Origin of the sequence: Saccharothrix longispora (assembly GCF_030852425.1) — a bacterium.
In the GTDB taxonomy this organism is placed as follows: Bacteria; Actinomycetota; Actinomycetes; order Mycobacteriales; family Pseudonocardiaceae; genus Actinosynnema; species Actinosynnema longispora.
Genome location: NZ_NSDM01000014.1, coordinates 90,393 through 117,174, shown reverse-complemented (window position 1 = coordinate 117,174; position 26,782 = coordinate 90,393). Strand labels below are relative to the sequence as shown.

Annotated in this window: 9 protein-coding genes; 6 read left to right on the top strand and 3 right to left on the bottom strand. The window is 72.7% G+C overall.

Annotation, left to right across the window (positions count from 1 at the left end; translation table 11 throughout):
• The first annotated feature begins 40 nt into the window (after positions 1-40).
• Positions 41-2,758: a carboxypeptidase regulatory-like domain-containing protein gene (locus tag CKY47_RS29175; protein WP_306749533.1), complete on the top strand. Its 2,718-nt coding sequence runs from the start codon at positions 41-43 to the stop codon at positions 2,756-2,758.
• Positions 2,759-2,775: 17 nt separating this feature from the next.
• Here the strand turns inward: CKY47_RS29175 and CKY47_RS29170 are convergent, their stop codons facing one another.
• Both CKY47_RS29170 and CKY47_RS29165 read right to left on the bottom strand, forming a co-directional pair.
• Positions 2,776-2,898, bottom strand: a complete 123-nt coding sequence (locus tag CKY47_RS29170; RefSeq protein ID WP_306749532.1) for a hypothetical protein — start codon at positions 2,896-2,898, stop codon at positions 2,776-2,778.
• 303 nt (positions 2,899-3,201) lie between these two features.
• Entirely contained in the window at positions 3,202-4,056 is an 855-nt protein-coding gene (locus CKY47_RS29165; protein WP_306749531.1) for an integrase core domain-containing protein, read from the bottom strand.
• 716 nt (positions 4,057-4,772) lie between these two features.
• Between CKY47_RS29165 and CKY47_RS29160 the strand changes: the two genes are divergently transcribed.
• On the top strand, positions 4,773-5,357 hold the full coding sequence (locus tag CKY47_RS29160; RefSeq protein WP_306749530.1) for a DUF998 domain-containing protein: 585 nt from the start codon (positions 4,773-4,775) through the stop codon (positions 5,355-5,357).
• Between the two features lie 141 nt (positions 5,358-5,498).
• Positions 5,499-6,017: a hypothetical protein gene (locus CKY47_RS29155; protein WP_306749529.1), complete on the top strand. Its 519-nt coding sequence runs from the start codon at positions 5,499-5,501 to the stop codon at positions 6,015-6,017.
• A 134-nt stretch (positions 6,018-6,151) separates the two neighbouring features.
• On the opposite strand, the gene CKY47_RS29150 is transcribed toward CKY47_RS29155, so the two are convergent.
• Positions 6,152-9,118, bottom strand: coding sequence for a helix-turn-helix transcriptional regulator (locus CKY47_RS29150; RefSeq protein ID WP_306749528.1), 2,967 nt, complete (start codon positions 9,116-9,118; stop codon positions 6,152-6,154).
• A gap of 1,143 nt (positions 9,119-10,261) precedes the next feature.
• On the opposite strand from CKY47_RS29150, the gene CKY47_RS29145 reads away from it, so the two are divergent.
• From CKY47_RS29145 to CKY47_RS29135, 3 genes are all read left to right on the top strand, one after another.
• Positions 10,262-11,485 carry a hydroxymethylglutaryl-CoA lyase-like TIM-barrel protein gene (locus CKY47_RS29145; RefSeq protein ID WP_306749527.1) on the top strand — a complete coding sequence of 408 codons (1,224 nt, stop codon included), beginning with the start codon at positions 10,262-10,264 and terminating at the stop codon, positions 11,483-11,485.
• Positions 11,482-12,126: a hypothetical protein gene (locus tag CKY47_RS29140; protein ID WP_306749526.1), complete on the top strand. Its 645-nt coding sequence runs from the start codon at positions 11,482-11,484 to the stop codon at positions 12,124-12,126. The genes CKY47_RS29145 and CKY47_RS29140 overlap by 4 nt, the downstream gene beginning before the upstream one ends.
• Before the next feature lie 142 nt (positions 12,127-12,268).
• On the top strand, positions 12,269-26,020 hold the full coding sequence (locus CKY47_RS29135) for an SDR family NAD(P)-dependent oxidoreductase (RefSeq protein WP_306749525.1): 13,752 nt from the start codon (positions 12,269-12,271) through the stop codon (positions 26,018-26,020).
• Positions 26,021-26,782: the final 762 nt, after the last annotated feature.

The following is a 26,782-nucleotide window of genomic DNA, read 5'->3' as shown; positions in this document are numbered from 1 at the left end:
CGCGGGGAGGACAGCCCGCCCAAAACCCGCAGGAGGAGAAATGTTGTTGCGCGTGGCCGTCGTGACGGTCGCCTTGGCGCTCTCCGGGAGTCCGATCGCGCGAGCGCAGGAGAACGCGGCGGCGCCCGCCCGGGCGGACCTGGCGATCACCACGACGCTGGACCAGGAGCGGTACGAGCCCGACTCCGAGATGGGCGCCACCGTCACGGTGCGCAACAACGGCTCGGTCCCCGCCCGCGACGTGCGCTTCCAGACCAGCGGTGACCTGCGGTTGTTCGTCAGCGGACAGCAGCTCACCGCCTTGCCCGGGCCGACCATCGAGCCGGGCGGCACCTGGACCGCACGGGTCGTGGGCCACCAAACCGATCCGAGGTCGGCGACGGCCCGGCTCCGGGTGGGGGTGAGCACCGGGCCGCGCTACGCACCCGACATGGACCCGACGCCCCGGGACAACGAGGCCGAGGACCAGGCGGTGGTGAGCCAGGCCCGGGGGTCGGTGTCGGGTGTGGTGTACCGCGACGCCAACGCCAACGGCCGGTTCGACGGGGGTGAGGGCGTAGCCGACCGACAGGTCTCCGCCTCCGGCGGCGCGCCGTCCTCGACCTTGGCCGCCACCACCGACGCGACCGGGGGGTTCTCGTTCGGCGGTGACGTGCCGACGGGCTCCTACCTGGTGCACTCGTTCGGCGGGGATGCCGACGTGATCGCGGCGGCCGGGGCGCGCTTCACCGTCACCGCAGGTGGCACACACGACCTGCGCCTGCCGCTCGTCCCACCGGTCCGCACCCACCTGGCCGCCACCGCGTCCTTCGACGGCACCGCCTACCGGGCCGGCCAGCCCGTCACCGCCCGGATCACCCTCACCAACAACGGCACCACCACCCTGCGCGGGCTCGTCGCGGTCTGCCACACCGGTGCCGGCCTGATCACGCCCGCGGATCCCGATTTCACGGCGCTGGCTCCCGACGGCTCCGGCGTCACCCTCTACCGGGGCAGTTCGAAAACGTTCGTGCTCACCGAGACCCTGCCCGCCGACGCCGTGACCGCCGGTGAGGTATCCATCGCCTGCGAGTTCGGCAACGCGGGGCGCAACACCACCGGCTACAGCTCCGCCTCCGCCCGGGCTCGCGTGGACGGCGCCTTCGGCGCGCTCGGCGGTACGGCCGTGCTGCGGGCCAACGGTCGGGAGACGGCCCTGGCCAACGCCGAGGTCGTCGCGCTCGACCAGCGCACCGGGCTCGCCGCCGCATCGGCCGTGACCGACCGAACGGGCAAGTTCTCCTTCGCGCGCCTGCCGAAGGGGGCGACCCGCGTCTTGGTCCTCGGTCCGCATGCGGACGCCGCCACCGGCAACGCCTGGTTCACCGCCGACGTCGTGGCCGACTCCACCAGGACGGTGCGGCTGGTCGCGGTCGCCGGACCGGCGGTCGCCAAGCCGGTGGTGGTCGAGGACATCCGGGTCGAGGCGTCGTTCGACAAGCAGTCCTACCACCGCGACGAGCCGGTCACGGCGCGCGTCAAGGTCACCAACACCGGGGTCGGACCGGCGGTGCGCGCAGGCGTCTCGACCACCCACACCGACACCGACCTGGACTACGACAGGTCCCGGTGGGGCGCGCTGCTGCCGGGTGAGTCCGGACTGCCCGCGCCGGCCCTGCTGCCGGGTCAGTCGCACGAGGTGACGATCGTCGGCATGCCGTCGTTCTGGTCGGTGGGCGGTGTCACGCGGCTGGCGGGCACTGTCCACGCCGGTGGCCGGGAGGTGTCGTTCGACCTGAGCGCCACCATCACCCGGTCGACTGCGCCCCTCTCCGTCCGGGCGTTCACCGACGCGGACGGGGACGGGGCGCTCGACGCGGGCGAGGAACTGGTGGGGGCCCAGGTGGTCGCGGACGGCGGTTCGACCGGCGGCTGGTACGACGGCCACACCGACACCACCGGCCGGTTCCGCTTCGACGCCCTCCCCGTCGGCGTCTACCGCATCCACGTCGGGGCCTCCGGCTGGGTCGCGCCGTTCGACCACGTCGAACTGGTGGACGTCGGCAACGGCGAGACAACCCACACGGTCGGCCTGGTCCGGCCGCTGTCCGGGCTGGAGGTCTCACTGGCGTTCGCCCGACCGTCCTACGCCCCGACCGACCGGCCCGAGCTCGCCGTGCGGATCACGAACAACACCGGCGCGCCGATCCTGGCCCACGTCTTCTGCCGCACCATGAGAATGATCTACGAGGTCGGCAACGGCCCGGAGTGGGGACCGCTCGACCCGACCACCGGTGCTGGTGTGCCGGTGGCGCCGGGCTCGACGTGGACGGGCACGGTGTCGGCGTCGATGCCGGAGGGGGCGCCCGATCACGGCGTCGTCGTCGCCTCCTGCTTGGTCGGGCCACGGGAGCGGGACGGTGCGGTGTGGGCGGGTGCGCCGCTCGCCGGGGCGTTCACCAAGGTCCCGGGTCCGACGTGGACCACCGGTGGCACCCTCCGGTTGCAGGCGGGGGACGCCGTGGAGCCGATGCCGAACACCGAGTTGGTGCTGCACGACGCCTACACCGGTGCCCGGGTCGCGGCCACGACCAGCGGGCCGGATGGCCGGTTCACCTTCGTGGACCTGCCCGTGGGCCACTACACGCCCGCCGTGGCCGGCCACCACCCCGTGCAGTTCAGGTCCGGACCGCTGTTCAGCGCCGTCCGCGGCGAGGACTACCCGAGGGATGTGCGAGTGGAGGCCGCCGGGCTCCACGTCAAGGGGACGGTCCGCTGAAGCCGACCATTCCCCGATCAGGTCGCGAGTTGGTGGCGTAGCGCCAGGATCTCCACGTCCTTGTCCCGACCGCTCATGGGCGGCAGGCGGAGCAGCGCGGACGCGTTGGTCACGCCGAGGTAGGCCGGTCGGAGCGGCACAGTCGGTCATCGTGCCGTGCTGGTCGACACCCCGGTGGATGGCGGTAGTGCCCGCGAGCGCTTCGAGGTTTTGGGCATTGCACGCTCTCCACCTGCGTGGATGGGGTTCTCGGCAGGTACAGGGTTGGCGCTGCTGGTGTAGCCCGATTCCCGAATCTCCGCGAGCAGGTGGGTGACCGGAATCGCGGGATCGGCGGCGCGGCGCGCAGATGGTCGCGGTAGGGGTTGGCTCCGGGCCGGTGTCGGCCGGCGGGCTGGTGTGCGCAGGCGGAAGGACGGGGCGACCTCGGGCTGTGGCCGCGCTCAGGCGGGCGACTCGCTGATCGGGAAGCCGATCCGGCGGACGTCGTCCGCGATGGCGGCGAGGGTGTGGGGTGCCAGAAGTCGGCCACATGGTCTGACCTGCGGTTGGGCTGCTGCGGGTTCGTACTCGTTGATCAGGCCGCCGAGGACCGGTCGGCGGTGTACCGGGATGTGGCCCGGTTCTGGGATCGGCTGGTCCGGTCGTGGTGGTGCGAGTTGCGGTGCTCTGTGTGGTCTGCGGTGGCTGTAGTGGGCCGCGTAGCGGTTCAGCACTGCCCGCAGGTGGTGTTCGTCGATGACGAGCAGGCGGTCGGTGACTTCTCGCCTGACGGTTCCGATGAACCGTTCGGCGTGGGCGTTGGCCCGTGGGCACCGTGGTGGGATCTTCACGACCTCGATGCCCGCGTCGGAGAAGACCGTGTCGAACGAGGTGGTGAACCGGCCGGCCCGGTCACGGATGAGGAACCGGACGTCGTCGGCCTGGCCACCGAGGTCCATCAGCGGGTTGCGGACTTGTCGGGTGGTCCGGAGGCCGTCGGGGTTGGCCGTGGTGCCGAGGATGTGGACGTGGCGGGTGGCGACCTCCATCACGAAGAAGACGCAGATCCGTTTGGGGGTGGTGGCGCAGTCGACGTGGAAGAAGTCGCAGGCCAGCATGCTCGCGGTCTGCGCGTGCGGGAATCGTCGCCAGGAGGTGTCGGTGTCGCGCCGGGGCGCGGGTGGGACTCGCAGGTGCTCGAGCACGCGGCGCACGGTCGAGGCGGCCACCCGGTGGCCGAGCTTGAGCAGCTCACCCTGAATGCGTCGGTAGCCCCACGCGGCGTTCTCCCGGGCCATCCGCTCGATCAACGCCACGGTGGTGTCGTCGACCGGCGGTCGCCCGGTCCGGTTCGGTCAGGTCCACTTCTCCGCGACCAGGCGTCGGTGCCGGCGCGGCACGGTGCCCCGTGTCGCCAACCGGTGCTCACGCAGCAGCCGTGGCGGGTGCCGTGTCAACGCGGTGGGCACTGCGCGATCGGCCCACTCCAGCCGCGGGCGGGAGTGGCTGGCGCGGTACGGCGACTTCGTGTCGTAGCACGAGCAGTTCGACGTCCTTGGCCGCGGAGGACCGGCTGAGAAGCACCAGCCGGCCACCGAATCGAACGAAGATCAGGTACAGCAGTCGTGACGCCACACCACACGATCACGCTCCTGTAGTGCGTGGTGCGCGATCGCCGCAGATCAGCGCCTCGGTGCAGAGTTCTGGCACCCCACAGCATCCGCTGCTGCGCGGGCCGGGCGACACCACCGCCCCCGCCGGGTCGCGCATCTCGACCGGACCGGGCACCCGGAACAGTACCGCCCCCGCCCGAGAAGGAGTCCCCCGGTCCAGTACCCGCCGTCCAGGCGCTCGGTTGTCCCTGCCGCGGTCGCGACGGTCGGCGAGCGGCTCCCGTTCGGCGCCTCGGTCGAGGCGTTGGCCGCGGCATGGGCGGGAGCCGCGACCGACCCGGCACACCTGGTCAGCCTAGGCGCGACGACGGTCGTCGGGTGCGCCGTCGCGGGCATCCTCTTCCGCTGGGAGTGACGCCGTGACCTCGATCGGTGCGGTCGCCGCCGTCGTCTTCGTGGTCGTGTTCACCGTCGACGGGTGGACGCGGCCCGGTTACGGTCCCGTCCGCCGGCCGGTGAGCGCGCTGGCGCTCGGATCCCGGGGCTGGATCCAGCCGGCGAACTTCGTGGTCTGCGGCGCGGGTGTCTGCGCCGGTGCGCTCGCCCTGGTGAGCACCTCCTGGCCGCTTTCGACGGCCGTCGAGGTCTTCGGGGTCGCGTTGGTCGCCTCGGGCGTCTTTCCCATGGACGCCATGCGCGGCTACCCACCCGGCACGCCGGACAACACGCCGGAGCACTACTCGCGCCGGCATCGGCTCCACGACCATGCGGGCGCCGTGGTGTTCGTCTCCCTTCCCGCCGCGGCGGCGATCGCCGCGTTGACTCCGGCACTCGGCGTCCCGTCACGCACGTACTCCGCCGTGACAGCGGGGGTCTTCGCGCTGTTCGTCGTGTTCGGTCGGGCCTGGGAGGACGACTCGCCACGCGCGGGCCTGTGGCAGCGGCTCACGATCCTCGTCGGCTGGGCGTGGTTGGCCCACCTGTTCGTCCTCCACCAGCACTGACGCGGTGGCGGGCGGTGGGAGGAGCACTGCCGTCGGGTGATCGTGGACGCGATCCTGTACGTGGTGGACGACGGCGTCGAGTGGCACGTCATCGCGGATATCCGGTAACGATCGTGGCGGCTGGGCGCTTCAATGAAGCCCGTGGACAACCTGCCTGACGAGCTGCGCGAACGTGTGTCGCGGCTCAACGCCGACCTGCTCACAGACCTCCTCAGCCCTGACGAGGCGGTCTGGCTGGCCTGCGATCTGCTCGTCGCCGGTGTCGAGACCCCTGCGTTGCTCGAGTTGGCCGGCGAGTCGCCGACCCGCTTGACCCTCGCCGACGCGGCGCCGCTCGTTCGGCAGACGCTTGCCGAACTCGGTGCTGAGCCGATCGACGCATCGCAAGCTCCCTGGGTCATCGCCCGTGACGTCGCCCGCCAGATGATCGCCGGAGGTCTGCTGCCCGAAGACGGTGCGCGCTCGCTGTGGGGTCTGTGGTGGTCCTGCGACAACGCGGAGGAGATCGGCCTGATGCTCCAGCCGCTGGAAGCCTGGGACGAGACGTTGCCCGAGCACCGCGACGACGACGCACTCAGGGCTGAGATGCGAGAACTCGCCGAGGGAGTCGTTCGTGCCGCCGACGCGCACCTTGCCGCTGGTGGCATGGTCGAGCCGTGACCCGGCGGCAGGCCCCGAAGTCGTCACGGGGGGCGAGGGTCAATCGTCGCGGCTCGGCATCCCGGTGCGGAGTTCTGACACCCCGCAGAGCACTGCGGAGAACCGCAGTTCCCGGCGTGCTTTCCCCGGCACCATCACGCTCGCGAGACGAAGCCCGCAAGTGCGGAGGACAGTTGGGTTCGACGGCGTACGCCGAGCTTGCGGTAGATGCTCGTGAGGTGGAACTCGATGGTACGTCGCGAAACGTTCAGCTTGCGCGCGATCTCGTCGTTCGAGTTCCCCTCGAGCACCAAACTGGCCACGCGGTACTCGTGCGGCGTCAGCGCGAGCGCGTTGGTCCGGGGGTCGCGTGGTGCGGCCTTCGTCGGTTCGGCGGGCTGCGGGACCTGTGCGCGTGGTGCGCTACCGGAGGTCAGGTCGGCGAGCCGTTCTCCTGGCTCCACGGCGATGCCGCACTGCTCGCCGAGCGTCCTCGCCTCCGCGAGGTGTTGCCGTGCGGCGTCGTGCTGCCCCTTCTCCCGCCGCGCCGCGGCGAGTTCCAGCAGCACTTGTGCGTGCAGCATCCGAGCGGATGACCGCCGCAGCAACGAGTCGGCCTCGGTCAGCCACGGAGCAGCGGCGGTACCGCCGGTCGCGATGCCCACGGTCAGCAGCGCACGGCCGATCACGGTCGGTGCGCCCCACTCCCGTGCCAGTTTCAGCTCCTGCAACGCCAGGTCGAGCGCCGGCTTGCGCTGTCCGAGCCAGAGGTGCGCCAGCGCCGCGTAGGACCGCCAGGGGCGCAGGGCTGGGCTGTGCCGGCCCCAGGCCTGGAACCGCTCACCGCACTCGAGCTGGTCGGCGAGCGCTCCCTCGCTGTCGCCGAGTTCCATGCGCAACGCGCCCCTGGCGTGCAGGAGCGCGGTGTGGTGCCAGGTCTGCGGCAGTGCCCTGGACCTGCCGAAGGGCCGGAGCGCGTTCTCCGCCGCGCCGACGTCGCCGAGCGCCAGCCGAGCGCGGACCTGTGCGTCGACGGCGTAGACGTGTCCGAAGTGGTCCGGGGGCAGCTTCGCGGTACGTGCCGCGGACAACGCGAGTTCCGCGTCCGCGACCGCCTCGGTGAAGGACCCGCGGTGGTGGTGCGCCCGGGACCGGAGGGTGTGGCCGAGCAGCGTGATCAACGTCAGCCCTTCCCGATGGGCCTCGAGCAGGATCTCGTCGCAGTAGCGCATCACGAGCTCCGCCTCGTCGGCGCGGAGGAGGGAGTTGAGCGCTCCGACCATGCGTTGCGGGTGCTGCAGGATGGAGGCCGCACCTCCGGACAGTGCCGCGAGCGCCGCCTTCCGGCACAGCGCCAGGTCGACGCCCCGGTTGCTCGCGTCCTCGGCGACCAGTCCCGCCAACCTGCGGCCGTGCGCGTCACCGCGGCGCCACTCGTGCTCGTCGAACTGGCGGAAGTCCACCTGCCCGGCCGTCGGGTCCCGGGACGGCACGGTGATCCGTTCCAGCAGGCGCAGCATGTCCATGGCCGCGGGGATCTCCGGTCCGATCTCGGACATGGTGCGGCGCAGTACCTCGCTCACGCTGTCGTACGCACCGTCGAAGTAGAGGACCTGGGCGAGCCGGTAAGCGACCGCGAGAACCGTCTCCGGGTCGTCCAGCCCGGTCATCCCCTCCTCGAGGTGCACCACGGCCATCCGCGGGTCGAAGTAGGTCTCGGCAAGACCGAGCCGCAGCAGCAGGTCCTTCCTCTCCGCGGCGGAGAGGTCCTCGCCCAGGGCCCTCTCCAGGAGCTTCGCGCCAGAGCGGGGATCGCCCTCGACGATCACGGTGTCGGCGGCGACGCACAGGGTCTCCACCACCCAGGCGCCCAACCGGGAGGACGTCCGCAGGACGTGGCGTGCCACGAGGAGAGAGGGCGCCCGCGTGTGGTGCAGGAACCGCGCGGCCTTGGCGTGCAGCTCCTCGCGCTCCCGGTAGCAGACCGCGCTCTCGATCGCGCTCTTGATCACCGAGTGCGTGAACGCGAGCCCGCCCTCCGGCGCGAGCACCCCCATCCCCTCCAGCTGCCGCACCTGATCGGCGGCCGCGCCGTCGTTGATGCCGATGACGGCGGTCAGGAGGTCCAGGTCGGCCGGCTCCACGACCGCGATCGCCTTGGCTACCTCGACGAGTTCGCGTGACTGGCGGTTGAGCCGCGCGAGCATCGACTGACCGAGTTTCTCGGATTCGGGGCGGAGCAGGTTGCCCGCGGCCTCCTCGTCCGGCGGCACCGATCGTTCCCGCATCAGACCCAGGACGTGACTCGTCACCATGGGACAGCCGTTGGTGGCACGGAGGACGGCCTGGGTGAACTTCTCGTCCGGTGTGTGCCCGAGCATCCGCTCGGTGAGGTGCACGACGTCCTGCGTCGTGAAAACCGCGAGCCTCATGCGCTCGGCGTAGATCTCCAGCTCCGCGATCAGCAGGGGATCGGTCGGCCGGATGCCGGGCGTGCGGGTCATCAGGATCGTGATCGGGAGCTTGACGACGCGGTGGACCAGGTAGTTCAGCCAGCGCAACGACGGCACGTCCGCCCATTGCACGTCGTCGATGACCAGGCAGAGCGGTGAGCGCTGTGCGAGATCGGCCGCGAAGCGGTAGACACCCCGGATCGCCTGGTGGACGTGGGTCTCCCCGAAGTCGTCCACCTCGGCGGTGAAGTGCCCGGTGATGACGTCGTGCCCGTGCGGTGCGGCTCCATCGTCCCGGCCGGGGGACAGTTCCTCGCGCAGGTAGTCGAAGAGCTGCTGGACGACGGCGAAGGGCATCTCCCGCTCCACCGGCGAGGCCTTCGCCCGGCAGACCACGAACCCGCGCTCGTGGGCGAGCTCGCACGCCGCGTCGAGGAGGGTCGTCTTGCCGATGCCGGTCGCGCCTTCCACCAGGAGCGTGGCGGGTGTCGCGCCCCTCGCTGATTCGAGAGCATCGACGATCCGTTCCAATTCCGCACCGCGACCGACGAGGGTGGTCCGGTGTCGGTGTGCGTCGGCGACCATCCTGCGCGCTCCGTAGATGTCGGCTAGGCCATTCGGGTAGTGCGTAGATCGATTCTGGTCATGTCGGCGTCCGGACGATTCCACGATGCGAGTACCCGCCCGGTCAAGTTCGTACCACGTCGTGGGCGGAGGACTTGTCGTGGCTGAATCCGCAGGTCACGGCGGGCAGGCCCCGTCCAGGGCGCTGACAACGTCGTGCTCGGGCGTAAGTTACGCCGAGATTTGTCACACGTTCACCGTGGGATTGCCCGACCGGGTCGGAAGCGGGCGCGGCGTCGTTCGGCTCAACGGGGATGGTGGTGCAGTCCACCATCGATGGACGGAGGTGCGCGCACCGGTGCGCTCCTGTCCGAGGCTGTGACGAACCTCAGATGAGTGAAATCACGCCGCGTGGGGCGATCGGACAGCGCGTGTCAGCGTCGGCGTCATTTCCGTGTTGTACCGCTGCTCGTCCGTCGGTGCGGACGTGACGGTGTGGGCGGGTGTTTCGGCAACCCGGTCGACGAGTCGGGCGGTGGCATCGGGCGGTTGGCGGGGGCGAGCACGGACGTGCCCGCCGACGCTGTGGACAACCGCAGTGCCCCGCTCGGCGATCGGCGATCTGCGTCACGCTCCCGCAGTCGGCGTGAGCTGCCCGATCACCTCGTGGCGGGGATCCCCGAGGCCATTACCGCTCGTGGGCGGGCACATCGTGGCGGTCATCGCCGCGGACGTCCGGGTTCGGAGGTGGAACTGCGGACTTCCACAGCTCGGCCGGTGCGGAGCTGGTTAGCCTCGTATACGTCCCAGTCGGAGGGCGATCGCATCACCGAGGAGCTGCCGACGGCGGACGACTCGTGGAGTGGTGCGATCGGCCGCTCTGCCGGGCGGTGCGGTTGGTGTGGTCGAGCGGGTGTGGCAGGGCGCCGCAAGTCACCCCGTCCTCACCGTTCTGTCGCACCAGGTGAATGCAGTACGCGTCGATGGTGCCGCAGTGCGGTCGCGGCGGCGACTGTTTTCGTCGTTGCGGTTCTCCGTGGTGTGCGGGCGGCCGATCCGCTCCAGGATCGAGCCGGCCGACGCGGGGGAATTCACCGCATCGGCCTGGAGAGCTTCTTCTGCGCGACGAACGTCGACGTGGAGTCGGCTTCACCAGGAGGACAGGCCGAATTCACCGGACGAACGCCGCGAAACGGTGGCGCGCGGAAATCAGGGTTGACGAGAACAGATTGGCAACGGTGGGTAGTGATGACTGAGTCGGATGTGGTCCGGGAGTCGGCGTTGGCCGGCAAGGTCGTGCTCTGGGAGGAGTCGGCGCGGGACGGGGCCCAGGGCAAGACGCTGATGAGCCCGGACTTCCGGGTGCGGCTGGCACGCGAGCAGGGTGCGATCTTCGGCGAGGACGGCCCTCGGCACGTGGTGTTCGCCGCCGGTTTCCCCGCGGTGTGCAAGGAGGAGTTCGAGGCCGTGCGCCGGGTCGCAGTGGAGGCCGAGGGCACGGTGAGCCCCGCCGCGGTGTGCCGGGGCACGGCCGCGGACGTGCGGCAGGCGATCGCCTCCGTCCGGGGCGTGGCCCATGCGCGGGTGATGCTCGTGGTCCCGGCGTCGGAAGCGATGTCGCAGGTCATGACGCACCTGCCCGCCGCGGAGGCCGTGCGCGCTGGCGCTGCCCTCGTGACCGACTCGCTGGGTGCCGGGGTCGCGGTGGACGTGTGCCTGGCCGACGCGTCGCGCGCCGATCACGGTCTGCTCGCGGACGCCGCACGTGAACTGACCGCCGCGGGAGCGGGTGTGGTGTTCCTCGCGGACACCGTCGGCGACCAGCTGCCCGCCGACGCGGGGGCCATGTTCACGGCTGCGCGTTCCGAGGGCGTCGTGCTCGCCTCGCACGCGCACAACGACCTCGGTCTGGGGCTGGCCAACACGCTGGAAGCGCTGCGCAGCGGCGTGCGGGTGGTGTCCTCCTCCTGGTTGAGCGTCGCCGAGCGCTCCGGTCTGGTGGCCACCGAGCAGGTGCTGTTCCTGCTGTCCTACCGCGCCGACCGGGTGAAGACGCTGCTCGGCGAGGACGCCGACCCGTGGTGCACGCCCCCGGACCTGACCCGGCTGCCCGGCCTGGCCCAGGCGGTGGCCGAGGAGACCGGTGTGCCGCTGGGCGTGACCACCCCGGTGGTGGGCACCGGTGTCGGCACGATCTCCACCGGAACCCCGTTCGTGCACCCGGAGCTGTTCCAGCCCTTCGACCCGGAGCAGTTGGGCATCACCCCGAGCATCGTGCTCACCCACCTGGCCAGCGCACGTGTCGTCACCGCCGTCGCCGCCCGCCTGGGTCACGAGCTCGACGTCACCGGGGCGCGCGCGGCGATGTCGTGGGTCAAGTCCCGCGCCTTCCAGCAGGGCCACGCGGTGGTGGACGACCAGGCGTTCGCCCACTACCTCGACGGAATGCGCGCCGGGGCGGGACAGCGGTGATCGTCGACGTCGAGGGCGCGCGAGACGCCCTGGGCCGGGGAGAGGCGGTGGTCCTGCCCAACCCGGCGCCGCTGACCCACGTCGTCACCGCCACGACCCCGGCCGCGGTCAACGCCGCCAAGGGCCGCCCGGTCGACCAGGCCGTCGCGGTGTGGGCGCACAGCCCCGACGTCGTCACCGCGATCACCTCGGCGGCGACGCTCGAGCAGGCCGCGGCCGCCTTGGCCCGGCGGCTGCTCGCCGACGAGCACGTGACCCTGCTCGTGCCGGTGTCACCCGGTGCTCCCGGCTGGCTCGCACCTGCCACCAGGGACGGCTGGGCGTTGCTGTTCGGCGCCCGCTGGACCCCGGTGCGGCCGGTGCTGGATTCGTTCCCGCTCCTGTACGTGAGCAGTGCGAACCGCACCGGTCACCAGCCTGCGTCCACGACCGCCGACGCCCTCGGGATGTTCCCGCCCGGCACGCCCGTGCTGGAACTCGCGGACAGGGGCCGGGCGGAGCGGGTTCGCCGAGCCACCACCACGCTGCGCCTGCACCCCGACGGCAGCCTCGGCCTGCACCGTCGCGGTGCTCAGGACCATCCGCATCGCGACGCCGCCGCCTATCTCGACCACCTGCGCTCCCGTTACGCCGAATCCTGAACCGAGCAATGCGGCAGCGTTCTCAGTCCACGGGTCGCATTTCGTGCGGTGGGTCCTGGCCGCGGCACAAGTCGATGACAGAACCGCGCCAGGACTTCACCTCCGCACGCCTTCACCACGAATCGAAGGAATCCAGTCGCACATGACCGTGCCCGAACGCACTGCTGCCGCCGACCGGGATGGAATCGCCGTCGTCGGACTGTCCTGCCGTCTTCCCCGGGCGATGGACCCGGACGCCTTCTGGGAACTGCTCGTCACGGGGGCGAGTGCCGTCACCGAGACCCCGGCCGCGCGATGGGACGCGAACGCCCTGTACGACGCGGACCTGTCGCGGCCCGGCAGGGCGAACTCCCGCTGGGGCGGCTACCTCGACGAGGTCGACCGGTTCGACGCGGCGTTCTTCGGGATCTCTCCGCGTGAAGCGACGGACATGGACCCGCAGCAGCGGCTCGCGCTGGAGCTGGCCTGGGAGGCGCTGGAGAACGCCGGTGCGGTCCCGGCCGCCCTGCGCGGGCATCCGGTCGGTGTGTTCATGGGCGCGTTCGGCTCCGACTACGCCACGCTCGCGCAGCGCGAGGGGATCGAGGGGATCGGGCACCACACGGTCACCGGACTCAGCCGCGGTCTCATCGCCAACCGGATCTCCTACACCCTGGGGCTGCGCGGCCCCAGCTTCACCGTCGACTCCGCCCAGTCGTCCGCGCTCGTCGCGGTGCACCTCGCCGCGCAGAGCATCCGCACCGGTGAGTGCGAGGTCGCGCTGGCCGGTGGCGTGCACCTCAACCTCGCACCGGAGAGCACCGTCGGTGCCGCCAAGTTCGGCGGTCTCTCGCCGGACGGGCGGTGCCACACCTTCGACTCCAGGGCGAACGGGTACGTGCGGGGTGAGGGCGGCGGCATGGTCGTCCTCAAGCCGATCGCGACGGCGCTGGCCGACCAGGACGACATCCTCTGCGTGATCCGCGGCAGCGCGGTCAACAACGACGGCGCGAGCGACGGTCTCACCACCCCGGACGCCGACGCGCAGGCGGAGGTCCTCCGCGCGGCCTACCGCGCCGCGGACATCGACCCGCGCCAGGTGCAGTACGTGGAACTGCACGGCACCGGCACCAAGGTGGGCGACCCGGTCGAGGCCTCGGCGCTGGGCCGGGTGCTCGGCGCCGGCCGTGCTCCGGCCGACGCGCTGCGCGTGGGTTCGGTCAAGACCAACATCGGTCACCTCGAAGGGGCGGCCGGCATCGCGGGGCTGCTCAAGACGGTGCTCTCGATCAGCAGGGGGCAGGTTCCGCCCAGCGTCGACTTCGTCGAGCCGAACCCGAACATCGCGTTCGGCGAACTGGGCATCAGGGTCCAGACCGAGACCGCGGACTGGACCGCCGAGCCCCGGCTCGCCGGCGTCAGCTCCTTCGGCATGGGCGGGGCGAACTGCCACGTGGTCCTCTCCGGACCGCCCCGGTCCGCGGGCGGAGCCACCTCGGAGCAGGTCGAGGCGACCCTCCCGTTCGTGCTCAGCGCGAAGACGCCCGAGGCGCTGCGTGCCCAGGCCGGGAACCTGCGCGGCCGGGGACTCGACCACGCCGGCCTCGCTCAGGCGCTGCTCACCCGACGCACGCTGTTCGACCACCGCGCCGTCGTGCTCGCCGCCACCGCCGACGAGCTCGAATCCGGTCTCGCCGGGATCGAGCAGGGCGTCCCCGGCGCGGGCGTCGTCCTGGGGCGCGGCGACGAGGCGGACGCCGGTCCCGTCCTCGTCTTCCCCGGACAGGGTGCGCAGTGGGCGGGGATGGGCCGTGACCTCCTCGACGCCTCGGAGGTGTTCGCGGAATCCGTCACCGCCTGCGAGAAGGCGCTGGCACCGCACGTGGGCTGGTCCCTGACCGAGGTCCTGCGCACGGGCGACGGCCTCGACCGCGTCGACGTCGTGCAGCCGGCGTCCTGGGCCGTGATGGTGTCGCTGGCCCGGCTGTGGGCATCGGTCGGCGTCCGGCCGGCCGCGGTGCTGGGGCACTCCCAGGGCGAGATCGCCGCCGCGGTGGTCTCCGGGAAGCTCGACCTCGACGACGCCGCGACCGTTGTCGCCCTGCGCAGCAGGATCATCGCCGCCGAACTGGCCGGCCGGGGCGCGATGGCGTCGGTCGCCCTGCCCGCCGACGAGGTCCGCCCGTACCTGGTGGGCCACCCGGGAGTCGGGGTCGCGGTGGTCAACAGCGCGCGCTCGACCGTCGTCTCCGGAGACCGGGACGCGGTCGACGCCCTGGTGGCGCGGTGGGAGCAGGAAGGCGTCCGGGTGCGGCGGATCGCCGTGGACTACGCCTCGCACAGCCCGCACGTCGACTCCGTCCGCGAGCGGGTCGTCGAGGCCCTCGCCGGAATCCGCCCGAGGCGGGGCGGCATCCCGTTCTTCTCCACCGCGGACTGCGCCTGGGCGGACCGGCTGGACGCCGCGTACTGGGCGCACAACCTGCGGGCGCCCGTCCGTTTCGGCGAGGCCGTCGGGGCGCTGCTGGCCCAGGGTTTCCGCCACTTCGTCGAAGCCGGCTCGCACCCCGTCCTCGTCGGCGCCGTCGAGGACACCGTGGCCGACGCGGACGTCGACGACGCGGTCGTCGTCGGCTCGCTCCGCCGCGACGAGGGCGACCTCCGCCGCTTCCTCATGTCGGCCGCGGAGGCCTTCACGGGTGGGGTGGACGTCGACTGGTCCGCTGTGGTCCCGTCGGCGCGCGCATCGGTCCGTGCCGCCGACCTGCCGACCTACCCCTTCCAACGGCAGCGGTTCTGGATCGGTGACCGGAACGAGGCACCGGTCGAAACGGGACCGGTGCTGCGCGGGATCGACCTCGTCCGAGCCCACGCCGCCGCCGTGCTGCGCACGACTCCGGACGCGGTCGGTGTGCGGGAGCCGTTCAAGCGACTGGGTTTCGACTCCACCATGGTCGTCGAGCTGCGCAACCGGATCAACGCGGCCGCGTCGCTGAGCCTGCCCGCCGGCGTCGCGTTCGACTTCCCGACGCCCGCGGCCCTCGCGGCGGAGGTCGACCGGCTCCTCCCCGCCGGCACCCGGCAGGCCCCCGTCGCGCTCGCCGCCGCGGAACGGGTCACCACGACCGAGGAGGAGCCCGAGGACGACCCGGTCGTCATCGTGGGCATGGGTTGCCGGTTCCCCCGGGACATCCGCTCACCAGAGGACCTCTGGCGGTTCGTCACCGCGGAGGCCGACGCGACCGGGCCGTACCCGTCCGACCGCGGCTGGGACCTCCGCGCCCCGCTCCCCGGCGGTACCGAGGTCGCCCGCACCGGTGGTTTCCTCTACGACGCCCCGGACTTCGACGCGGAGTTCTTCGGTGTGTCACCGCGTGAAGCGCTCGCCATGGACCCGCAGCAGCGCCTCCTGCTCGAAGTCTCCTGGGAGGCGCTCGAACAGGCCGGGATCGACCCGGAACTGCTGCGCGGCACCGAAACCGGCGTCTTCGCCGGCGCGATGGCCGGCGACTACGGCACCCGGCTGCACGAAAGCCCCGCCGCCGTGGCCGGTCACCTCCTCACCGGTGTCGCCGGCAGCGTCGTCTCCGGCCGGATCGCCTACGTCCTCGGCCTCGAAGGCCCCGCCCTGTCGGTCGACACGGCCTGCTCCTCGTCCCTGGTCGCGCTGAACCTCGCCGTCGAGGCGTTGCGGCGCGGGGAGTGCTCGCTCGCCCTCGCCGGTGGCGTGACCGTGATGAGCACACCCGGCATGTTCGCCGAGTTCGGCCACCAGCGCGGTCTCGCGCAGGACGGCAGGTGCAAGGCGTTCTCCGCGGCCGCGGACGGCACGGGCTGGTCGGAAGGCGTCGGCGTGCTCGTGGTGGAGCGGCTGTCCGACGCGCTGCGCCACGGCCACACCGTCCAGGCCGTCGTCCGCGGTACCGCGGTCAACCAGGACGGCGCCTCCAACGGCCTGACCGCGCCGAACGGACCCGCGCAGCAGCGGGTCATCCGCAAGGCGCTGACCGACGCCGGCCTCTCGGCGTCCGACGTGGACCTCGTCGAGGCGCACGGCACGGGCACCTCCCTGGGCGACCCGATCGAGGCGCAGGCGATCATCGCCACCTACGGACAGGACCGCGACCGCCCGCTGTGGCTCGGCTCGCTCAAGTCCAACCTCGGCCACACCCAAGCGGCGGCCGGCGTCGCGGGCGTGATCAAGGTGGTCATGGCGATGCGGCACGGCGTCCTGCCGAAGACCCTGCACGTCGACGAACCCTCGCCGCACGTCGACTGGTCCTCGGGTGCGGTGCGGCTGCTGACCGAAGCCCGGCCGTGGCCGGAAGGCCCCCGCCGGGCGGCGGTGTCGTCGTTCGGCATCAGCGGCACCAACGCGCACGTCGTCCTCGAACACCGGCCGCGGCCGGAGCCGCAGGTGCGGCAGCGGCGGCAGGTCCCGTTCCTGCTGAGCGCCAAGACGCCGCAGGCGTTGACGGCACAGGCCAGGAGGCTGCACGACCACCTCGCCGACCACCCCGAGCTCGACCCGGCCGACATCGCCTTCTCCTTGGCCACCGGTCGCAGTCACTTCGACCACCGCGCCGCGGTCCTCGCCACCGACACGGCCGGGTTGCGCGAGCTCAGCGAAGGTCGTGGCGCCCGCGACCTCGCCCGGCCGGGCGAACCGGTCGCCTTCCTGTTCACCGGCCAGGGCGCCCAGCACCCGGGCATGGGCCGGGAGCTGCACGCCACCCACCCGGTCTTCGCCGCCGCCCTGGACGAGGTCGCCGACGAGCTCGACCGGCACCTGGACGAGCCGCTGCGCGAGGTCATGTGGGGCGACGACCCCGCCGTGCTGGACCGGACCGAGTACACCCAGCCCGCGCTGTTCGCCATCGAGGTCGCGCTGTACCGCCTCGTGCGCTCGTGGGGCGTCGAGCCGGACTTCGTCACCGGCCACTCGATCGGTGAGCTCGCCGCGGCCCACGTCTCCGGCGTCCTGACCCTGGCCGGGGCAGCGGAACTGGTCGCCGCGCGCGGCCGGTTGATGCAGGCCCTGCCGTCGGGCGGTGCGATGGTCTCCGTGCAGGCCACCGCGGACGAAGTGCGCCCGCAGCTGACCTCCGGCGTGGGACTGGCCGCCGTCAACGGGCCCGACGCGGTCGTGCTCTCCGGAGCGGAGGACGCCGTCCTCGCGCTCGCCGCGCGGTGGGCGGAGCGCGGTCGCAAGACCAAGCGCCTCACCGTGAGCCACGCCTTCCACTCGCCCCTGGTGGAACCGATGCTGGAGGAGTTCCGCCGCGTCGCCGCGCGGATCACCTACTCGGCACCGGCGATCCCGCTGGTGTCGAACCTGACGGGCACCCTCGCGACGGCCGAGCAGCTCCGCTCGCCCGAGCACTGGGTCCGGCACGTCCGTGACGCGGTCCTGTTCCACGACGGCGTGCGGCACCTGCGCCGGCAGGGCGTGACCCGCCTGGTCGAACTGGGCCCGGACGGCGTGCTCGCGGCGATGGCGCAGAACTGCCTGCCCGACACCGACCAGCTCGTCCTGCCCGTCCTGCGCAAGGGCAGGCCGGAAGGCGACACGTCGGTGCTCGCGCTGGCACGCCTGCACAACGCCGGTGTCACCGTCGACTGGACGGCGTTCTTCGCCGGCACCGGTGCCGGCCGCACCGAGCTGCCGACCTACGCGTTCCAGCGCGAGCGGTTCTGGCTCGACCCGGTCGCGAAGACCGCGGACCTCGCCTCCGCCGGCCTCGACCCGATCGCGCACCCGGTGCTCAAGGCGGCTCTGTCCGTCGACGGCACCACGGTGCTGACCGGCCGGCTCGACCCGGCCGGGCTGCCGTGGCTGGCCGACCACCGGGTCGGCGGCGCGGTGGTCGTTCCCGGGACGGCGCTGCTCGAACTCGCCGCCCGCGCCGGCGAGCACGTCGGCCGGACCGCCGTCACCGAACTGGTGCTGATCGCGCCGATGGTCATCCCGGCCGGTGACGCGCTGGACGTCCAGGTCCGGGTCGCGGCGGACGGCGCCTTGCGGACGGTGTCGCGCGCCTCGGGCCAGGGGGAGTGGACCACCCACGCCACCGGCCAGGTCGACGTCGCGACCGGCACCGGGCCCGCCCCGACGCAGTGGCCGCCGGCCGGCTGCGAACCGGTCGACCTGGACGCGTTCTACCCCGGCCTGGCCGACCGGAACCTCCGGTACGGGCCTGCCTTCCAGGGCGTGCGAGCCCTGTGGCGCGGCGACGGCGAGCTCTTCGCCGAGGTCCGGCTGTCCGAGGCGGAGAACGACTACCTGCTGCACCCGGCACTGCTGGACGCCGTCCTGCAACCGCTGGCGGCCGGTGAGCTGCTGCCCGACGGGGGAACGGCGCGGCTGCCGTTCTCGTGGGCGGGCACCCGCCTGCACGCGGCCGGGGCGTCGGTCCTGAGGGCTCGGCTGACCGGGCTCGGTCCCGACACCGTCCGGCTGGCCGCCTGGGACGGCGAGGGCAACCCCGTCCTCGACGCCGACTCGGTGGTGTTGCGGCCGGTGTCCGACGCCCGGTTGCGCGACGCCGTGGCAGCGGACTCGCTGTACCGCGTCGAGTGGCGGCCCACCACCGTCGTGGCCACCACGCGGGGCACCACGCGGCGGCTGCCGGCCCCGACCGGAGGTCCGCTGGCGCACCGGGTGCGCGAGGGACTCGCCTGGGCGCTGACCACCGTGCAGGACTGGCTCGCCGGCGAGCAGCACGGCCGCCTGAGCGTCGTCACCGGTTCCGACCCGGTCGGTGCCGCCGTGCAAGGACTCGTGCGTTCGGCGCAGACCGAGCACCCCGGTCGCTTCCAGCTGATCGAGGTCGACGGCAGCGCCGCGTCCGAAGCACTGCTGCCGTCCTCGGCCGGTGCATCGGAGCCGCACATCGCTGTGCGCGAAGGCAACGCACTGGTTCCGCGGCTCGTGCGCCACGTCCCCGCGGCGAACGGCGCGGAGACCAGGTGGGACAACGGCTCCCTGCTCGTCACCGGCGCCGGTGGAGTCGTCGGCTCGGCCCTGGCGCTGCACGCCGTGACCAGCCGCGGCATCGGTGACGTCGTCCTGGTCAGCCGTCGCGGCGAGCGCGCGCCCGGTGTCGCGAAGCTGGCCGACCGGCTGCGGACGATGGGCGCCTCGGTCACCGTCGAGGCCTGTGACGTGGCGGACCGCGCCCAGGTGGCCGGTCTGCTGGCCCGCGTCCCGAACCTGCGCGGCATCGTCCACGCGGCGGGGACGGTGGCCGACACGGTCGTCGAAGCGCTGACCACCGAAGGGATCGACGCCGTCCTGACGTCCAAGGTGGACGCCGTCAGCCACCTGGACGAGCTGACCAGGGGACTGGACCTCGACTGGTTCGTCGTCTGTTCCTCGGTGGCCGGGTGGTGGGGCACCGCCGGGCAGGCCAACTACGCCGCCGCGAACGCCTGCCTCGACGCGATCGTCCGCGACCGCGCCGCCGCCGGGTTCCCGGCGCTGGCACTGGCGTGGGGCCTGTGGGAAGAGCGCAGCGAGCTCTCCGGGCACCTCGGTGACGCCGACCTCCGGCGGATGGCCGGCGTCGGCATCGCGCCGCTGTCCACGAGGGACGCCGTCGCGGCGTTCGACAGCGCGTTGCGCTCGACGGAGCCGGTACTGGCTCCCATGCGCCTGGACGTCCGTTCCGTCATCGGGCAGCCCGTGTCGCTGCTGGCCGATCTCGTGCGCACGCCGGCCGTGACCAAGCCCGCCGCGACCGCGCCGGCGACCTCCGACGGCGCGTTCGAGCAGCTGACCGCCGACGGGCTGCGGGCGGAGCTGACCCGACTGGTGCGCACCTCCGCCGCCGCCGCACTGGGCCACGCCCAGCTGCGTGACGACCAGGTCGAGCAGCCGTTCTCCGCACTGGGAATGGACTCGCTGACCGCACTGGAACTGCGCAACCAGCTCAGCCGGGCGACCGGTCTGCGACTGCCGCCGACCTTGCTGTTCGACCGGCCCAGCCCGCTGGACGTGGTCGAACACCTGGTGGAAGAACTCTCGAGCGAGGAGGACACCGCTGTGGCCCACGTGGTCCCGCGCGCCGAACCCGAGCCCCGAGCGGCCGAGGACGACCCGATCGTGATCGTCGGCATGGCCGCCCGCTACCCCGGCGGGGTCGGCTCACCGCAGGAGTTGTGGGACCTGGTCGCCTCCGGGACCGACGGCATCACCGCGTTCCCCGACGACCGCGGCTGGGACCTCGACAACCTTTTCCACGACGACCCGGCCCACCGGGGCACCAGCTACACCCGCGAAGGCGGGTTCCTGCACGACGCCGCCGACTTCGACGCCTCGTTCTTCGGCATCGCACCCCGCGAGGCGCTGGCCACCGACCCCCAGCAGCGGCTGCTGCTGGAGACCTCGTGGGAGGCACTGGAGAACGCGGGCATCGACCCGCTGTCGGTGAAGGGCTCTCGCACCGGCGTCTACGCCGGCGTGATGTTCCACGACTACTCCACCCGCGTCCAGGACGTCCACGACATCCCGGACGGCATGGAGGGGATGCTGACGCTCGGCAGCCACGGCAGCGTCGCGTCCGGCCGCATCTCCTACGTCTTCGGCCTGCAGGGCCCCACGATGTCGGTCGACACCGCGTGCTCGTCCTCCCTGGTGGCCCTGCACCTGGCCGCGCAGGCGCTGCGCAACGACGAGTGCTCGATGGCGCTGGTCGGCGGGGTCTCGGTGATGTCCACCCCGGTCACCTTCGTCGAGTTCAGCCGCCAGCGCGCACTCGCCGCCGACGGGCGGTGCCGGGCGTTCTCCTCGGACGCGAGCGGCACCAGCTGGGCCGAGGGCGCGGGCATGCTCGTGGTGGAGCGCCTCTCCGACGCTCAGCGCAACGGGCACCGGGTGCTCGCCGTCGTCCGCGGCAGCGCGGTCAACTCCGACGGCGCCTCCAACGGCCTGACCGCGCCGAGCGGCCCGGCCCAGCGCCGGCTCATCGAACAGGCACTGGCCGACGCTCGGCTGGTCGCATCCGACGTCGACGTGGTCGAGGCGCACGGCACGGGCACGGCCCTGGGCGACCCGATCGAGGCGCAGGCGGTCCTCGACACCTACGGCCAGGACCGCGACCGCCCGCTGTGGCTGGGTTCGTTGAAGTCCAACACCGGCCACACCCAGGCCGCCGCGGGCGTCGGCGGGATCATCAAAATGATCATGGCGATGCGGCACGGCGTCCTGCCGAAGACCCTGCACGTCAGCGAGCCTTCGCCGCACGCGGACTGGACCTCGGGCCTGGTCGAGCTGCTGACCGAGGCGCGGCCGTGGCCGGAGGGCACCCGCCGGGCGGCGGTGTCGTCGTTCGGCATCGGTGGCACCAACGCGCACGTGATCCTCGAAAGCCCCGCCGAAGCCGCCGTCCCGGCGTCCGAGCCGCGTGCGGGGGCGATCACGCCGTGGGTGCTCAGCGCCAGGACACCGACCGCGCTGCGGGCGCAGGCGGCCAAGCTGGCGGACTTCCTCGACCGGGAGCCCGGCCACGACGACGACGCCATCGCGGCGGCGCTCACGAGGCGGTCGCGGTTCGACCAGCGCGCCGTCGTCCTCGGTGGCGATCGCGACTCGTTGCTGGCGGGCCTCACCGCCGCCGCGCACGGCGACGACGCGCCGAACCTGTTCGTCACGGCCGACGAGCGCGCGGGCGGGACCGCCTTCCTGTTCGCCGGTCAGGGCAGCCAGCGGGCCGGCATGGGACGCGAGCTGCACGAGGCGTTCCCGGCGTTCGCGGCCGCGTTCGACGAAGCGGCCGAGGCGCTCGACCCGCTGCTCGGCGTCAGCCTGCGCGACCTGGTCCTCACCGGCGACGGCCTGGACCGGACCGAACACGCGCAGCCCGCGCTGTTCGCGCTCGAGGTGGCGCTGTTCCGCCTCCTCGAAGCCTGGGGGGTGCGACCGGACCGCGTGGCCGGGCACTCCATCGGCGAGATCGCCGCGGCCCACGTGGCCGGCGTCATGTCGCTGCGCGACGCCGCGACGCTGGTCGCCGCTCGCGGCAGGCTGATGGGCGACCTGCCGGAAGGCGGCGCCATGGTCGCCGTGGAGGCCGCCGCCGCCGAGGTGACCGAGCTGCTCGCCGGTCGCGGGCACGAGGTGGGGATCGCCGCGGTCAACGGCCCGAGGTCCACGGTCCTGTCCGGTGCCGCCGGCCCCGTGCGGGCGATCGCCGAGGAGTTGGGGTCGCGCGGCCACCGCACGAAGGCCCTGCGGGTCAGCCACGCGTTCCACTCGCCCCTGATGGGGCCGATGCTGGAGCAGTTCAGGGAGGTCGTGTCCCGCATCGGGTTCTCGGCGCCGCGCATCCCGATGGTGTCGACCCTGAGCGGCCGGGCCGCCGGAGCGGGTGACTTCACCACCGCGGAGTACTGGGTCCGCCACGTGCGCGAGTCGGTCCGTTTCCAGGACGCCGTGCGCGCGCTGGAAGCCGGTGGCGTCCGCACCTTCGTGGAGCTGGGCCCCGACGGCGTGCTGTCGGCGATGGCGTCGGCGAGCCTGTCCACGCCGGCCGCGCTGCTGCCGCTGCTGCGCAAGGACCGCCCGGAACCGCGAGCACTGCTGGACACCGTCGCGAAGCTGTTCGTCCGCGGCATCCCCGTCGACTGGTCCGCTGTCCTGGGCGACCGCGCGCGGCCGCACGTGGAGCTGCCGACCTACGCCTTCCAGCGGCAGCGCTTCTGGCTCGACACCCCGCGTGCCACCGGAAGCGTCGCGGGCACCGGCCTCGGTGGGGTCGGGCACCCGTTGCTGACCGCGTCGATGTCCCTGGCCGGCAGCGGAGCCACCGTCCTCACCGGGCAGTTGTCCACCGCACGCCCGGCCTGGGCCGGTGGCCACCGCGTCGGCGGTGCCGCCGTGGTGCCCGGCACGGCCCTGCTGGAGATGGCCGCCAAGGCCGGGCAGCAGGTCGGCTGTCCGCGGGTGGCGGAACTCCTCTTCCGGGCCGCGGTGGTGCTCCCGGCAGAGGGCACCCTGGACGTCCAGGTGGAGGTGTCCGCGCCCGAGGACGACGGCAGCCGTGTCCTCACGCTGCACTCCCGGACCTCGGCCGACGCGCCGTGGACCGCGCACGCCACCGGCCGCCTCGTTCCCGGCGCACCCGGCGCGGGGGAGAACCTGACCGAATGGCCGCCCGCGAACGCGGAGCCGGTCGACCTCCACGGGCTCTACCCCCGTCTCGCCGAGGACGGCCTGGGCTACGGGCCCGGATTCCAGGGCGTCCGCAGGGCTTGGCGCCGTGGCGGTGACGTCTTCGCCGAGGTGACCCTGCCCGCGGCCCTGCAGGACGAAGCCGGCGACTACCTGGTGCACCCCGCGCTGCTGGATTCCGCGTTGCACCCGTTGCTGGCGGACGCGCTGCGCCTGCCGTTCTCGTGGGCAGGGGTGGAGGTCCACGGACCCGGTGCCGCGTCGCTGCGGGTTCGTCTGCGGGATGAGGGGCAGGACTCGTTCGGCATCGTCGCCTGGGACAACGTGGGCATGCCGGTCCTCTCCGCGGACGAGCTCGTCGCGCGGCCGGTGGTGCGCGAGCAGTTGCAGGTGATCGGTGCCGCACAGGCGGCGGAGACCCTGTTCCGGATCGACTGGACGGCCCCGAAGAAGCTGTCGGGAGCACGAGGAACCGGGCACCTCACGCTGCCCGTCGACAACGGTGACCCGGCGCTGCCGCTGCCGTGGCGGGTCCGGACCGCGCTGGACGCGGCACTGGCCTCCGTGCGCGGCTGGGTGGCGCGGGACCACGAGCCCGGTGCCCGGCTGGCCGTGCTCACCCGAGGCGCGGTGGACGGCGACCCGGTCGCCGCGGCGGTGTGGGGTCTGGTGCGCTCCGCGCAGACCGAGCACCCCGGCATGCTGCAGCTGATCGACCTCGACGGCACGGCCGCGTCGGACAAGGCGTGGAGGAACCTGGTCGGCACCGACGAACCGCAGCTCGCGATCCGCGGTGGACAGGTCCGCGTGCCGAGGCTGGCCGGTGCCGGCACCGCCGGGCCGTCCACCGCCACCGAGTGGCGCGGCGGTTCGCTGCTGGTCACCGGTGCGGGCGGGGTCGTGGGTTCCGCGCTGACCCGGCACGCCGTGCGCGAGCACGGGGTTCGGGAGGTGGTGCTGCTGAGCCGTCGCGGTGCGGACGCACCGGGTATGGCCCGACTGTCGGCCGAGCTGCGCGAGCTGGGCGCGTCCGTCACCGTGGAAGCCTGTGACGCGGCGGACCGGGAGCAACTCGTCGGAGTCCTCGCGCGGATCCCGTCGGATCGGCCGCTGGCCGGCGTCATCCACGCCGCGGGAACCTCGCGGGACGCGACCGTCCAGTCGCTGACCGCGGAGGCCGTGGAGGCCGTGCTGCCGGCCAAGGTGGACGCCGTGACGCACCTCGACGAGCTGACGAGGGACTCCGACCTCACATGGTTCGTCGTCTGCTCCTCCGCTGCCGCCTGGTGGGGCACGGCTGGTCAGGCCAACTACGCCGCCGCCAACGCCTGCGTCGACGCCATCGCGCAGCGCAGGCACGACGCCGGACAGCACGCGCTGTCGCTGGCGTGGGGGCTGTGGGCGGAACGCAGCGAGTTGTCCGGCCACCTCGACGAGGCGGACCTGCGCCGGCTCGTCCGGCTCGGGATCACGCCTCTGTCCACAGAGGACGCGTTGGCCGCGTTCGACACCGCGTTGCGCTCGAAGGAGCCGGTGCTCGCCCCGATCGGGTTGGACACCCGTCAGCTCGTCGACAGCGAGTCGGCGCCGCTGACCCCGCTGCTGCGTGAGCACGCGAAGTCGCGCCCGGCGGTCGAAGCCATGCCTGCGTCGTCCATCGAGGGGCAGCTGGCGGGGAAGGACGAAGGCGCCCAGGAGGCCTTCCTGCGCGACCTGGTCCGAGGGCTGGTGGCCCAGGTGCTCGGGTTCGCGGGTGCTGACGAGGTGGAGGCCGACCGCGGCTTCTTCGAGATCGGGTTCGACTCGCTGACGGTGCTGGAGCTGCGCAACCGCATCGAGAAGGCCACGGGGCAGTCGGTACCGCCCACGGCGATCTTCGACCACCCCACGTCGAGCGCCCTCGCGAAGTACCTGCGGATCCAGCTCGGCGGCGCGCAGGAGGCGGAGCGGCCACTCGACGTGGAGAGGCCTTCGCTGGCCGGGACGACGGTGTTGCTGACCGGCGCGACCGGCGGTCTCGGGCGGTTGTTCGCCGAAGGACTCGCCGAGGCCGGGGCGAACCTCGTCCTGACCGGGCGCGACCGGAGCGCTCTCGACGAGCTGGCGGGTTCCCTCAGCGGCCCCTCGCTGGCGCTGGTCGCCGACGTCACCGACAGCACGGCGTTGACCCGCGCCGTCGAGCGTGCGGAGCAGGAGTTCGGCTCGGTCGACGTGCTGATCAACAACGCCGGCGTCGGCGGTCCGGCCGGCCCCCTGTGGGAGGTGGACGAGGACCACTGGTGGCAGACGATGGAGGTGAACCTGCGCGGGACCGTGCGCGCTTGCCGGGCGGCGTTGCCCGGCATGGTGGAGCGCGGTCACGGGCGGGTGATCAACGTCGTGAGCTCGGCCGGCAAGCACCGCTGGCCGAACGTCTCCGGCTACTCGGTGTCCAAGGCCGCCGCCATCAAGCTCGGCGAGAACCTCGCGCCGGAGCTGGCGGGTACCGGGGTGTCGGTGCTCAACTACCACCCCGGGCTGGTCGACCTCGGTCTGACCCGCAGGCAGCTGGAAGCGGGGGAGACCGGTGACCGGCACCTCGACGGGGTGGGCGCGTGGATGGCCGACCAGCGCGACGGCGGCCGGTTCACCGAGCCCGGAGCCTCCTCGGAGATGCTCGTGCGGCTGGTGTCCGGTGAGGCGGACGCGTTGTCCGGCAGCTACCTGACGCCGGAGGACGACCTGAGCCGCCTGCTCGGAGGCTGATCGAGTGCCCGGACCGCGCCACTCGCGCGGTTCGGGCCTCTCCCGGCGCCCAGGTGGAACGCCTTCCCAGTCGGTATGCCCGTGGACTTGGCCGTCCCGCGACCTGAGGTGGCCTTGCCCGCCGACAACCGCTTCGACGTCACAGCGAACCCAGCGGAAGAAGAACAGCGTGGCGGACGTCGCCCGAGGCGACCACTGGCCGTGGAAGTTCCACACCACACCTGAGGAACCTCCACACCTGGTGTCCTTCCCCGTACGCGGGCGGCTCCGCCGGGTGGTTCGCCAAGCTCAGCGCGGAACTCGCCCGTGACGTCCGGTCGTCCTCGCGGTCGGGCGTGCGGTGGCGCCCGGCGGCTGGTGTGCTCGATGACCGCGAGCACGTACAGACGGGTGCCGCTCGGGGTGGAGGTCTCGAAGAAGTCGCAGGCCGGTAGGGCGTCGACTTGTGAGCGGACGGAGGAAGCCGACCAGGTCGTCGTGGTGCGCTGGGGCGCCGGGCCGGTTCCGGCGTCCTGGAGGAGCTGCCGGACGGTGGAGGCGGCGACCGTGATGCCGAGCACGAGGAGTTCGCCGTGGATGCGGCGGTGGCCCCACGCGGGGTTCTCCCGTGCCGGGCGCAGCACCAGGAGCCCGAAGGAGCGGTTGTCCGTGTGCGGGCCGGGTCGCTGGGGACGGGACCTCATCGCATGGCGTGCGAGGAAGTCCCGGTGCCACCGCAGCACCGTGTCGGGACGTACCGGCAGTGGCGGATCGTGACAGTCG